This is a genomic window from Aquicoccus porphyridii (genome assembly GCF_008369105.1).
Classification (GTDB): domain Bacteria; phylum Pseudomonadota; class Alphaproteobacteria; order Rhodobacterales; family Rhodobacteraceae; genus Aquicoccus; species Aquicoccus porphyridii.
Genome location: NZ_VINQ01000003.1, coordinates 1 through 11,694, shown reverse-complemented (window position 1 = coordinate 11,694; position 11,694 = coordinate 1). Strand labels below are relative to the sequence as shown.

17 protein-coding genes are annotated in these 11,694 nt (G+C 64.1%); 13 read left to right on the top strand and 4 right to left on the bottom strand.

Going from position 1 to position 11,694, the window contains the following annotated elements; all coding sequences use genetic code 11:
• The first annotated feature begins 377 nt into the window (after nucleotides 1-377).
• Nucleotides 378-1,421: a cytochrome-c peroxidase gene (locus FLO80_RS05260; protein ID WP_111362543.1), complete on the top strand. Its 1,044-nt coding sequence runs from the start codon at nucleotides 378-380 to the stop codon at nucleotides 1,419-1,421.
• Nucleotides 1,422-1,507: 86 nt separating this feature from the next.
• Here the strand turns inward: FLO80_RS05260 and FLO80_RS05255 are convergent, their stop codons facing one another.
• Nucleotides 1,508-2,206 carry a winged helix-turn-helix transcriptional regulator gene (locus tag FLO80_RS05255; RefSeq protein ID WP_111362542.1) on the bottom strand — a complete coding sequence of 233 codons (699 nt, stop codon included), beginning with the start codon at nucleotides 2,204-2,206 and terminating at the stop codon, nucleotides 1,508-1,510.
• Between the two features lie 185 nt (nucleotides 2,207-2,391).
• Between FLO80_RS05255 and FLO80_RS05250 the strand changes: the two genes are divergently transcribed.
• The 5 genes from FLO80_RS05250 to FLO80_RS05230 all read left to right on the top strand — a co-directional run bounded on the left by FLO80_RS05250 (nucleotide 2,392) and on the right by FLO80_RS05230 (nucleotide 4,610).
• Entirely contained in the window at nucleotides 2,392-2,613 is a 222-nt protein-coding gene (locus FLO80_RS05250; protein WP_111362541.1) for a tautomerase family protein, read from the top strand.
• Nucleotides 2,614-2,669: 56 nt separating this feature from the next.
• A complete protein-coding gene (locus FLO80_RS05245) occupies nucleotides 2,670-3,071 on the top strand; it encodes a group I truncated hemoglobin (protein ID WP_111362540.1) in 402 nt (133 codons plus the stop codon).
• 54 nt (nucleotides 3,072-3,125) lie between these two features.
• Nucleotides 3,126-3,485 carry a cupin domain-containing protein gene (locus FLO80_RS05240; protein WP_111362539.1) on the top strand — a complete coding sequence of 120 codons (360 nt, stop codon included), beginning with the start codon at nucleotides 3,126-3,128 and terminating at the stop codon, nucleotides 3,483-3,485.
• 297 nt (nucleotides 3,486-3,782) lie between these two features.
• Entirely contained in the window at nucleotides 3,783-4,148 is a 366-nt protein-coding gene (locus tag FLO80_RS05235; RefSeq protein ID WP_111362538.1) for a DUF6152 family protein, read from the top strand.
• 3 nt (nucleotides 4,149-4,151) lie between these two features.
• On the top strand, nucleotides 4,152-4,610 hold the full coding sequence (locus FLO80_RS05230) for a hypothetical protein (RefSeq protein WP_111362537.1): 459 nt from the start codon (nucleotides 4,152-4,154) through the stop codon (nucleotides 4,608-4,610).
• 225 nt (nucleotides 4,611-4,835) lie between these two features.
• On the opposite strand, the gene hemE is transcribed toward FLO80_RS05230, so the two are convergent.
• A complete protein-coding gene (hemE, locus tag FLO80_RS05225) occupies nucleotides 4,836-5,870 on the bottom strand; it encodes a uroporphyrinogen decarboxylase (protein WP_111362536.1) in 1,035 nt (344 codons plus the stop codon).
• Between the two features lie 67 nt (nucleotides 5,871-5,937).
• Complete coding sequence (locus FLO80_RS05220) at nucleotides 5,938-6,636, bottom strand: helix-turn-helix transcriptional regulator (RefSeq protein WP_111362535.1); 699 nt, start codon at nucleotides 6,634-6,636, stop codon at nucleotides 5,938-5,940.
• Between the two features lie 108 nt (nucleotides 6,637-6,744).
• Between FLO80_RS05220 and FLO80_RS22835 the strand changes: the two genes are divergently transcribed.
• The 7 genes from FLO80_RS22835 to FLO80_RS05190 all read left to right on the top strand — a co-directional run bounded on the left by FLO80_RS22835 (nucleotide 6,745) and on the right by FLO80_RS05190 (nucleotide 11,271).
• Nucleotides 6,745-6,918, top strand: a complete 174-nt coding sequence (locus FLO80_RS22835; protein WP_188078218.1) for a hypothetical protein — start codon at nucleotides 6,745-6,747, stop codon at nucleotides 6,916-6,918.
• 9 nt (nucleotides 6,919-6,927) lie between these two features.
• On the top strand, nucleotides 6,928-7,890 hold the full coding sequence (gene hemC, locus FLO80_RS05215; protein ID WP_111362534.1) for a hydroxymethylbilane synthase: 963 nt from the start codon (nucleotides 6,928-6,930) through the stop codon (nucleotides 7,888-7,890).
• A 10-nt stretch (nucleotides 7,891-7,900) separates the two neighbouring features.
• Nucleotides 7,901-8,407, top strand: a complete 507-nt coding sequence (locus tag FLO80_RS05210) for a DUF1643 domain-containing protein (RefSeq protein ID WP_111363155.1) — start codon at nucleotides 7,901-7,903, stop codon at nucleotides 8,405-8,407.
• A gap of 15 nt (nucleotides 8,408-8,422) precedes the next feature.
• A complete protein-coding gene (locus FLO80_RS05205) occupies nucleotides 8,423-8,707 on the top strand; it encodes a DUF5665 domain-containing protein (protein WP_111362533.1) in 285 nt (94 codons plus the stop codon).
• A 78-nt stretch (nucleotides 8,708-8,785) separates the two neighbouring features.
• A complete protein-coding gene (locus tag FLO80_RS05200; protein WP_111362532.1) occupies nucleotides 8,786-9,721 on the top strand; it encodes a calcium-binding protein in 936 nt (311 codons plus the stop codon).
• 141 nt (nucleotides 9,722-9,862) lie between these two features.
• Nucleotides 9,863-10,132 carry a 30S ribosomal protein S15 gene (gene rpsO, locus FLO80_RS05195; RefSeq protein WP_111362531.1) on the top strand — a complete coding sequence of 90 codons (270 nt, stop codon included), beginning with the start codon at nucleotides 9,863-9,865 and terminating at the stop codon, nucleotides 10,130-10,132.
• Nucleotides 10,133-10,503: 371 nt separating this feature from the next.
• A complete protein-coding gene (locus FLO80_RS05190; RefSeq protein WP_111362530.1) occupies nucleotides 10,504-11,271 on the top strand; it encodes a DUF1013 domain-containing protein in 768 nt (255 codons plus the stop codon).
• A 109-nt stretch (nucleotides 11,272-11,380) separates the two neighbouring features.
• Here FLO80_RS05190 and FLO80_RS05185 read toward each other — a convergent pair whose 3' ends face one another.
• Nucleotides 11,381-11,638 carry a hypothetical protein gene (locus FLO80_RS05185; protein ID WP_111362529.1) on the bottom strand — a complete coding sequence of 86 codons (258 nt, stop codon included), beginning with the start codon at nucleotides 11,636-11,638 and terminating at the stop codon, nucleotides 11,381-11,383.
• Nucleotides 11,639-11,694 lie beyond the last annotated feature (56 nt).

The following is an 11,694-nucleotide window of genomic DNA, read 5'->3' as shown; positions in this document are numbered from 1 at the left end:
AGTGAGTCGTCAGGGCCGGACCGGCGCCATGTCGTCTGATCCGCTGGAGGTGGTCGCGATTGCGCCCGGGACGAAAGGCAATGGGTGTCACCTATGGCATGTCGCACCGGAACGGAGTCTGGCTGATCTGCCGCGGATTTGGGCCGGGGTCTTTGGCAAGGGTGAGAGGCCCCGGCTCAGGGCCGGGGCGGGTGTGTTCGAACGAGATGCGACACGCTCTCATCTCCTTCACGCGTTAAGGATTTGATAATAATTGGAAAATTCCAGTTTCTGTATTTGGAATTGATCTAAATCATGTTTCGGCAACCAGTGTCGGATTAGGAACGCGGGTGACGGGAAGCGCGAGATTCGAAGTAGGCTGAGGGAGGCCTCATATCATGAAGACCCGACATCTGATTTCCACGACGGCGCTGACATTCGCGCTGGCCGGGGTGGCCAGCGCGAATGATCTGCGCGATTATGCGAGGGATATTTTCGAGCCGCTGCCATCGACCATTCCGGCACTGGCCGACAACCCGGTCACGCCCGAGAAGATCGACCTTGGCAAGGCGCTGTTTTTCGATCCGCGCATGTCGGCCTCGGGGGTGTTCTCGTGCAATTCGTGCCACAACCTCGCCACCGGCGGCGACGACAACATGCCGACCTCGATCGGCCATGGCTGGCAGAAGGGGCCGCGCAACTCGCCCACCGTGCTGAACGCGGTGTTCAACGAGGCGCAGTTCTGGGACGGTCGGGCCGCCGACCTTGCCGAACAGGCCAAAGGCCCGGTGCAGGCCGGTGTCGAGATGGCCAACACGCCGGAAAACGTGGTCGCGACACTGAATTCGATGCCGCAATACGTGGAGTGGTTCAAGGCGTCCTTCCCGGCCGAGGGCGACCCGGTGAGTTTCGACAATTTCGCCAAGGCGATCGAAGCCTACGAGGCCACGCTGATCACGCCGGCGCCGTTCGATGCGTGGCTCAATGGCGATGACAACGCGCTCAACGCGGAGCAGGTCGCGGGGATGGAGCTGTTCATCGACAAGGGCTGTGCGTCTTGCCACAACGGCGTGAACCTTGGTGGCAACGGCTATTACCCGTTTGGCCTGATCGAGAAGCCGGGGGCCGATATCCTGCCCGAGGGTGACAAGGGGCGGTTCGCGGTGACCGAGACGGCGGATGACGAATACGTGTTCCGCGCCTCGCCGCTGCGCAATATCGACCAGACCGCGCCCTATTTCCATTCGGGGCTGGTGTGGGATCTCAAGGTCGCGGTGCAGATCATGGGCGAGAGCCAGCTTGGTGAAGATCTGAACGACGCCGAGGCCGACCAGATCGTGGCCTTTCTCGGGAGCCTGACCGGCACCCTGCCGCAGGTGGTCTATCCGATCCTGCCGGTGGAAACGGCAATGACGCCGCGCCCGACCGGCGAGGTGAAGTAATCCCTGATCCGGGGGTTTCCCTTGTCGAACTGGCGCGCCCCTAGCGGGTGCGCCTTTTTCGTTTCAGGGCGTGTCGGCGGGCAGGATCACCCGGCCAGTTTTTCCTGTGTCGCGAATGGGCTCAGGCCCAGCCAGGCCTGCATCTTGTCGACGAGATCGGCGTGGCCGACAACGCAGAGCGCCCCTTCGTCGCGTGCCCTTGTCACGGTCTTGAGGCCCATCCAGATCTCGGTCATCGTCCTGAGATCGACGGTCACGTAAAGATCGACATCGAACCCCGGGTCGACATGGCACAGGTCCACGGTTCGGTCCGGCTCCACGATGAGCCACCACGTGCGCTGTGCCGGGGGCAGTTCGGGATAGATGAACTCGATCACCGTGTGCCTGCTGGGCACCGGGTCGGTATCGAGGTTGCGCCGCATGTCCCACATCAAGAGCTCGGGGTCGAGGTTTTCGAGCGACGGTTCGGTCTCGACCCATTTCTGGCCCCAGATGCCGATCGCCTCGATCACCGGCTGGAGGTCGCGCCCGGCGCGGGTCAGGCGATAGGCGTCGATCTCGGGGGCCTGCGACAGGCGCTCGCGCTCGATGACCCCGGCGCGCTCCAACTCGCGCAGGCGCTTGGACAGCAGGGCGGGGGACATTCGCGGCACGCCGCGGCGCAATTCGTTGAACCGGGTCGACCCGGCGATCAACTCGCGCAGGAGCACGACCGTCCACCTTGTGCAAAGGACTTCGGCCGCCATGGCGACGGGGCAAAACTGTTTGTAGCTCGCATTCGTCATGATGGTCTCCTCTTCCAGGTTGCTGCCATACTGGCACGCGGACCGGGTTCACGGCCAGTTCAGATATTGTATCGCCCGGGTTCAGTTCGTGAACTGGCCCGGCGCCCTCTCCGCGTGGCACCTTGTCACGGCATCGGGTCACGCCCGACAGCAAGAAGGCCAGACCGCAACAAAGGAGCAAGGCCATGCCACTTGTAGACATTCAACTGATCGAAGGTGTCTTCGACGACAGCCAGAAACGCAGGATGATCGAGGACGTGACCGAGGCCATGATCCGGATAGAGGGCGAGGCCCTGCGCGGTGTCACCTGGGTTCGGGTTCACGAAATCGCATCCGGTGAATGGGCGATCGGCGGCAAGCCGATGACAGCCGCCGACGTGAAAACGGCGCAGGCAGAGACGGCCTGAACCCCGCTCGTCCGCGCAGTTTCGGGCACATCTCGACAACAAGGAAAGGAGCCATCATGACCCAATCATTGGGCGCACAACTCAGCACCGTCACGCTTTACGAGCGACTTGGCGGGGCCGGTGGAATCAGGCGGATCGTCGACGGGGCGATCGACGCGCATATGCGCAATCCGGTCATCCAGCACCGTTTCCTGCCCTATGAGGACCGGCCCGAATACGTCGAGGAGGTCAAGCAGCACACCTGTGATTTCTTCGCGGCGGGCAGCGACGGGCCCGACAGGTACCGGGGCCGGAGCATGACCGAGACCCATCGCGGCATGGACATCAGCGCGCGGGAATACGAGGCCGCGGCCGACGACATCCTGACCACGATGGCGCAACTGGGATACGACGGCGACACCCGTGCCGAGGTCGGGGAGATCCTGGGGTCGCTGAAAGAGGAGATCATTCACGTTTGAGCGGGACCGGTCGCGTTTTCGACGACACGGCCCGGCAGAAAGGCTTGCAGAACCATGGAACCAACGATTGAAATCAGGCGTTTTGAAACCCCCGATGACGCGCTCGACATGAAGGAGCGCGGCGGGATCGACATCGTCAAGATGCGCGACGGGACGACGGGGATGCACGCGGTATTCGAGCCCGGCTGGACCTGGGAAGCGGATGAAAAGCCGCTTCTGGGATCGCCCGACTCGTGCCCGATGCGCCATGTCGGCTATTGCATCTCGGGCAAGCTGGTGGTGCGGATGATCGAAACCGGGGCCGAGACCCCGATTGCCCGCGGTGATTTTTTCGACATCCCGCCCGGCCATGATGCCTATGTCGACGGCGGCGAGCGGGTCGAGCTGATCCTCTTCGAGGCGTCGGGGGGCTGAAGCCGGGGCGTGGCCTTCTTGACCTGACACAAGAGACCCGATGAAGGCAGGGTAGCGGGCTGGAGGCCATTTTCTCCGAGCGGAACTGTCGGATGACCGTTTGGAGCCATTTCTGCCTTCGCGGGTTCACTCAGATGCTTCAGGCGCAGCCGACCGGACACAGGCCTTCCGGCATCGATTTGCCTCCTCGCCACAGGTTTTTCTGCAGATGCGGGGTTAATATCGCGCGCCGCAAACCGTGATTTGCCGCGCCGTGTCAGCATGGCCTATTCTTACCACAACGGAAAGGAGTAGCCCATGCTGACACGGCGCACACTCACCTTCGCGATCCTCGTCGGGGGATTTACCACTCCCGTGCTGGCCCATCATGGCTGGCGCTGGACCAGCGGCGACAACATCCGTCTTACCGGCATTATCCAATCGGCCAGTCTCGGCAATCCACACGGCGTGCTGCAGGTCGATGCCGACGGCGAGGTCTGGCAGGTCGAGGTCGGCCAGCCATGGCGCAATGAACGCGCCGGCCTGACCGATGACGATTTCGCCGAGGGCCGGGAAATCGTCATCGAAGGCGAGCCCTCGGCGGATGTGGAAGAGCGGCGGCTCAAGGCCGAGCGCATCTGGTTCGATGGCAATCTGCACGAACTCTATCCCGGCCGCAGCTAGCGCGTGGACCCACTGATCGAAACGCTTGCTGCCAGCGATCCGGCGCAGATGATGCGGAGCGGTCGCTGGATCTATGCCGCCGTCAGCGGCGGGCATGTGCTGGGGATCGCGCTGCTGATCGGCGCGATCGCCAGCCTCGATTTGCGGCTGATCGGGCTGTGGCCAACCGTCCCCGTGCCCGATCTGGCGCGGGTGCTGGTGCCGGTTGCCGCCATCGGATTGACGCTGGCCATAGTGACCGGGCTGCTGCTGTTTCTGGCCGGACCCGCCGATTACCTGCAAATGCGGCTGTTCTTGCTGAAACTGACGCTGATCGCCTGCGGCACCGGCCACGCAGTGTGGTTTCATTCTACCAACAGCTTCGCGCGCCCCGGCGTCGCGCTGTGGCGCGTCGGGCTGCCCTCGCTCTTGATCTGGCTTGCCGTGTTGATCTGTGGGCGGATGCTGGCCTTCGTGGACTAGGCAACCGCCCATCAGCCGAAGGGCAGTGTTATGAGATCTTGCCGAACGGATCAGTTCTTATCCGCTGTCTGCGTTTTCATGACTGAGAATGCTGCGCAATGCATGAACGGCAGGAGAGTCCGCAAAGCGGCCCCGGGGCTTCGCCCCCGCAACCCGGGGCGCCCCCGGGAAAGGTGGAGAGTGTTGTGCGGCTCGTGCAGTAACGTGAATTAGCCCTCCAACGCCTTAACCGCCGCGCACGGTGTCGATCATCAGTTGCACGTTCTCGGGGTCGGCGTCGGGGGTGATGCCGTGGCCGAGGTTGAAGATATGCGGGCCGTTCGAAAGCGCCGTGACGATGCGGCGGGTTTCATCGACGAGGGCCTGTCCGCCGGTGACCATGTGCGAGGATTTGAGGTTGCCCTGCACGCAGCCGTCTTTCTGAACGTGCTTTGCCGCCCATTCGGGCGTCACGCTATCGTCGATTGCGACGCAATCGGCGCCGGTGGCGGCGTGGAAGCCGATGTATTTCTCGCCCGCCTCGCGCGGGAAGGCGATGACGGGAATGCCGGGATGGCGGGATTTCAGCTCCGCGATGATCTGGCGGGCGGGTTCGGTGGCGTAGCGGTCGAAATCCTCGCCCTTGAGCGAGCCTGCCCAACTGTCGAAGAGCTTCACGCATTCGGCCCCCGCCTCGATCTGCATCGAGAGATATTCGATGGTTGCGTGGGTCAGCCGTTCGAGCAGCGCCTCGAAGAGCGGGCGGTTCTCGGATTTGAGGGCATGGGCCGGGCCCTGGTCGGGTGTGCCGCGCCCGGCGATCATGTAGGTCGCCACCGTCCACGGCGCCCCGGCAAAGCCGATGAGGGCGGTTTCGCTCGGCAGGTCGCGGGTGAGGATGCGGATGGTTTCATAGATCGGCGAAAGCGTGTCGTGAATCGCATCGGCGGGGTTGAGCGTTTCGAACTCGTACTGGGTGGTGATCGTCGAAAGGCGCGGCCCTTCGCCGGTGACGAACCAGAGGTCGGCGCCCAGTGCCTGTGGCACCAGCAGGATATCGGCAAAGAGGATCGCCGCGTCAAAGCCATAGCGGCGGATCGGTTGCAGCGTCACCTCGGCGGCAAGCTCGGGGTTGTAGCACAGCGACAGGAAATCGCCCGCCTCGGCCCGGGTGGCGCGGTATTCGGGCAGGTAGCGCCCCGCCTGCCGCATCATCCAGATCGGTGGAGTGGGCAGGGTCTCGCCCGCAAGTGCGCGCAGGAGTGTCTTCTGCTCGGCCATGATATGTCCTTTCGTGTTCCCGGGTTCGTCCCTTTCCCGGGGCGGGATGTCAAGGCACTAGGGCGTCTCAGCCGGACGCGGTGGGGGTTTCCGCCGCCACCGCTTCGCGTTGTTGCCAGAGGTTGCGCAGCACCGCGCCCTGGCCGGGAAAATGCGTGCCGCCGGGATCGCAGGCGTAAATCCGGTCGGTGCGGAAATGGCGGAAATCGCCGCGCAGCTCGCACCAGGCCGCCAGCATGGTGCAGTTGAGATGGTAGATCACGACGATTGGTCGCACCCGGCGCTCGGTCATCTCGCCGGTCTCGTTCTGGTAGGTGATGCGCAGTGTTTCCTCGTCGCGGATCGCCTGGCGCAGGCGGGCGATGGAGACGCAGCCGAGATCGGGGTTGTCGACGGGTGCCCCCCAGGGCGCGACGGAGAGCCAATCGGCGGGGCCATGCAACGCGTCGACCTTGTCGCAGACCCGTTTGGCGGCGCGCTGCAGGGTGCTGTCGCCGGTGCGGGCGAGCATGGCGAGGCCGACGCGCAGCGCCTCGGTTTCCTCCTGGTCGAAATTGAGCGGCGGCAGGTCATAGCCCCGGCGCAGCAGGTAGCCGAGACCGGCAGCCCCTTCGACGGGCACGCGCATCGCCTGGAGTGCGGCGATGTCGCGGTAGATCGTGCGCGTGCTCACCTCGAGCTCTTCGGCGAGGTCATGGGCGGTGCGCGATCCGGGCGCGGCGCGCAGGATCTGGATGAGTTCGAACAGGCGGTTGGATCGGGGCATGGGGGTCTCGTTGCGATGCGGATGCTGCTGACAGGATAGCATGCGCTACTGACAGCATCCTGTCAGGAGGGATTTGCGACGTTCGCCGGGCAAGGCGGGAGTGTGCGAATGGCCTATTACGATGAAATCACGATGCTGCGGCTTGGCCTCGGGCGCTGGGCGCCGGATTATCCGGCGGGTCCGGCACCCGGACGGGCGGAACCTGCCCGTGGAACGCGGCAGCCGGAGGCGCGGCAAGATGCGCCGGAGAGGAAGGTTGAAAGCGCGTCCGACCCGGACTAACAGGGGTATATGAAAGCGGATTTACCCACACCGGATGCGCCCCTCAAGATCGGCACGCGCGGATCGCCCCTCGCCCTTGCGCAGGCGCATGAAACGCGGCGCAGGCTGGGGCAGGCCTTTGACCTGCCCACGGATGCGTTCGAGATCGTGGTGATCCGGACCTCGGGCGACGATGCGGCGCTGATCGCCAAGGACCGGCCGTTGAAGGAAATCGGCGGCAAGGGGCTTTTCACCAAGGAGATCGAGGAACAGTTGATCGCCGGTGGCATCGACATCGCGGTGCATTCGATGAAGGACATGCCGGTGGATCAGCCCGCGGGGCTGGTGCTGGATTGCTACCTGCCGCGTGAGGACGTGCGCGATGCGTTCATCTCGCCCAGCTACAAGGGAATCGCCGATCTGCCCGAAGGGGCGGTGGTGGGCACGTCGAGCCTGCGCCGGAGGGCACAGGTTCTGGTGGCGCGGCCCGACCTCACGGTGGTGGAGTTTCGCGGCAACGTGCAGACCCGGCTGCGCAAGCTCGGCGATCAGGTGGCAAGCTGCACGTTCCTTGCGATGGCGGGGCTGCGGCGGCTGGACATGCTCGGCGAGGTGCCGGCCACGGCGATTGCCCCCGAAGAGATGCTTCCCGCGCTGGCACAGGGCGCGATCGGGATCGAGCGGCGCGCGGATGACAGCCGCGTGGCCGAACTGCTTGAAGCGATTCACGATGGGCCCACCGGGCAGCAACTGGCCGCAGAGCGGGCGTTCCTCGCACGGCTCGACGGGAGTTGCGAGACGCCGATCGGCGGGTTGGCCGAGCTCGAGGGTGGGCGGCTGCGGCTGCGCGGTGAGATCCTGCGGCCCGATGGCAGCGAACGGCTGGCCGACGCGGTCGAAGGCCCGGTCGAGGACGGGGCGGCGATGGGGCGCGACATGGCGGCACGCCTGCTTGGTCGTGCCGGGCCGGGATTTTTTGACTGGCGCGCATGATCGGGCGGGCATGATCACCCGCACCCATATCAAGGGCGATGCGCCCTCGACCGCCGTCTATTCGGATTGCGAGCGCTATCGCTATACCCTGACCCGCGAATGGGCGCCGGGGGCGGGGCGCGCGCTTTTCATCATGCTCAACCCGTCGACCGCGACCGAGGTGCAGAACGACCCGACGGTCGAACGCTGTGAACGGCGCGCGCGGGCGCTGGGCTTTGGTGCGTTCCGGGTGACCAACATCTTTGCGTGGCGCGACACCGATCCGCGAAAGATGCGCGCCGCGCCCGACCCGGTGGGGCCGGAGAATGACGCGGCCATCGTGGAGAGCTGTGACTGGGCCGACCGGATCGTCGCGGCATGGGGCACGCATGGCGCGCATCTGGGCCGGGGGGCGGCGGTCGAGGCGCTGTTGCGCGGCACCGGGGCGCCGGTGTTTCACCTCGGCCTGAGCAAGGCTGGCCACCCCAAGCATCCGCTTTATATTGCCTATGCCCGACAACCCGAACGCTGGTTCTGACCCTAGGAGGCGGCCATGACGCAGGATGACACATCGACGGATGCACAGACTGAGGCGATTGCACGGCTGACGCGGGAGGTCGAACGGCTCAACGGGCACCGCTTTGTCAGGATTCACAACTCGTTCTGGCGGCTGGTGCTGTTCCAGTTCGCGCGGGGGCTGGCGTTTGGTCTCGGCTCGGTGATGGGGGCGACGATCCTGGTTTCGCTGCTGGCCTGGTGGGTGTCGCAGTTCGAGTTCCTGCCGCTGATCGGGGAATGGGCGGCACAGATCGTCGACCAGATCGAAGAGATCCGTTAACCAGTTGATGCGAAACGCTTTGACCGATGCGTTGCTTTGTGGCGCAATACCCCATGTTTTCCAGTGGGACCGTTTGCGATGCTGTTTCTTGCGGGTTTGATGGGTATGGTTCTGGTCGGTGCCAGTGTGTTCGTTGGCATCGAGCCGGATGAAGAGGATGAGGCCGGACCCGCCGAGGCGGGTGACGAGCGTGAGGCGCAGGCGCGCAGTCTGGGCGACATTCTGCAAGGCGGCGATGGTGATGACGCGATCACGGGGGGCGACAACACAGATCAGGTTCATGGCGGCGCGGGGAATGACAGCATTTCCGGCGGCGGCGACGATGACGTGCTGCATGGCGGTGATGGTGATGACGCGGTGGCCGGGGATGCGGGCGACGATGAGATTCACGGTGGTTACGGCGCGGATACGTTGATCGGGGGGGCGGGGGATGACCTTGCCTTTGGTCATCCGGATGACGACGTGATGGCCGGTGGCGATGGCGATGACACGCTGCATGGCGGGACCGGCGACGACGTGTTGATCGGCGGTGCGGGCGAGGATGCGCTGCATGGCTATCTTGGGGATGACACGCTCATTGGCGGCGCGGGCGAGGATACGCTCTTCGGGGGTTGGGGTGATGATCTGCTGATCGGGCCCGAACCCGAGGGCGAGGATGCCGCGCGCGATTACCTGAATGGTGGGCATGGTGCGGATACGATTGTCGCGGGGCCGGGGGATATCGTGACGGCGGGCGAGGGCGCCGATCTGGTTGCGGCTGCGGGTTGGGGGGCGGAAAGCGTGGCCGCGCAGGTCCTGGATTTCGACGCGGCCGAGGATATGATCGTGGTGCTTTACGATGACAGCGCGGGCGATATGCCGCCGGAACTGGCGCTGGAGCGGGATGACGACGACGATACGCTGATGCATGTGCTGGCCGACGGGGCGCGGGTCATGGCCGTGTCGGGCGGCGCGGGGCTGATGCTGGGCGATATTCAGCTCGTGCCGGAATCGGCTTCGGGCCTGTTGGGCTGATTCGCGCGATTTTCGCTTTTCTTTGCGGAGAATCTCTCCTATACGCGCGCATCCCCGCCCGTTCGCGGGGTGATCTCTATGGACCTTGCTGGACGACATCCCGGCCTGTGCCCGAACCCTTGAACCGAAAAGGAGACCCCGATGTCGATTACCGCGGAAGAAAAAACCCGCCTGATGAAGGAATTTGCCACCAAGGAAGGCGACACCGGGTCGCCCGAAGTGCAAGTGGCGATCCTGACCTCGCGCATCACGACGCTCACCGAGCATTTCAAGACCCACAAGAAAGACAATCACGGCCGCCGTGGTCTTTTGAAGATGGTGGCCCAGCGCCGCAAGCTTCTGGATTATCTGAGAGGCAAGGAAGAGTCGCGTTACCAGGACCTGATCAAGCGTCTGGGTATCCGCCGCTAACAGGCAATGCCGAAGATTTCGAGGAAAACCGCGTTCTGGCGACAGAGGGCGGTTTTTCTATTTCTATCCTGCAGTTGGCCCGGCGGGGCGGGGCGCGGTGAAGGCGCCGAGCGTTGCGCCGGGTTTTTCGAAAAGCCGGGTTGCGGGGGTCGCGGAACGCCCTGGTCTACGTGGCAAAGTTCCGTGCGGCGGCAATGCAGCGCACGACGCAAGGGCGATTCACAAGCGCATTCACCCTTTCCTTTCACGCTTATCGGCACTATATAGCGCGTGAGTTCCCCAACAACTCGATCCTTGGCCCCGGCGGCCAGCCCAATTCAGGGCACGAGGAAGTCATGTTCGGGGATAGTTTGCGCTATGGAGGCGATAGGATGGGTGACAGACCGATTATGGCCAAGGCCACAGCAGTCTGGCTGGTGGATAACACGACGATCAGTTTCAAGCAGATCGCGGAATTCTGCGGCCTGCACGAGCTTGAGGTTCAGGGCATTGCCGACGGAGACGTGGCGGCGGGGGTGCAAGGGTTCGACCCGATCGCCAACAACCAGTTGACGCAGGACGAGATCGACAAGGCGGAAAAAGACCCGCTGCACAAGCTCAGGCTCAAGTTCAACCCGGCGGCCGTGGGCGAGGAAAAACGCCGCGGCCCGCGTTACACGCCGCTTTCAAAACGGCAGGACCGCCCGGCGGCGATCCTGTGGCTGGTCAAGTTCCACCCCGAGTTGACCGACGCGCAGGTGTCGAAACTGGTTGGCACGACCAAGCCGACGATCCAGGCGATCCGCGAGCGGACGCATTGGAATATCGGGAATATTCAGCCGATCGACCCGGTGGCCCTTGGCCTGTGCAAACAGTCCGAGCTTGACGCCGTGGTGCAGAAGGCGGCCCAGAAAAAGGCCGCCGAAGGCGCGGTGATGAGCGATGACGAACGCCGCAAGCTTGTCTCGACCGAGCAGAGCCTTGGAATGGAAGCCGAACCGAAGATCCCGACGGCGATCGAGGGGCTCGAAACTTTCTCGCTTTCAAAGGAGGACGAGGAAGAGCGGAATTACGAGGATATCCACGATGCCGAGAGCTACTTCAACCTGCCCTCGGATGACGAGGATGACGAAGATGACAAGGATGAGAAGTCGAAGTGAGCCGTGATCGGCACCGGGGTCGATCCGGTGGTATCGGTTGACAGGCGTCGGCGGCAAATGAAAAGCGCCCGGGAAATCCCGGGCGCTTTTGGGTTCGAGGGGGTGGGGGTTACCGGCCCTCGTAGCCGTTGAAGGCGCGCGTATCCGAGGCATTGGCCGAGAACACGGTGATCTCTTTCTCGCCGCCGACCGCGTAGTCCGCCTCGGGGCTGTCGCTTTGCGTCTCGACGCCGGTCTGGGTCTGTGCGCCCTGGGTGAAGAGGCCCGCCTGGTTCTCGTTGACGGCGCGTTCATAGGGGCCGACCATGGCCGAGGCACCGGTGGCGAGGGCGATGGTGGTGGCGAGTGCTGTGAGTGCGAGTTTCATGTCGTTTCCTTTCGGGTTGAAGTGATCGTGTTGGCGATCTGTTTTGATCTGTCCCC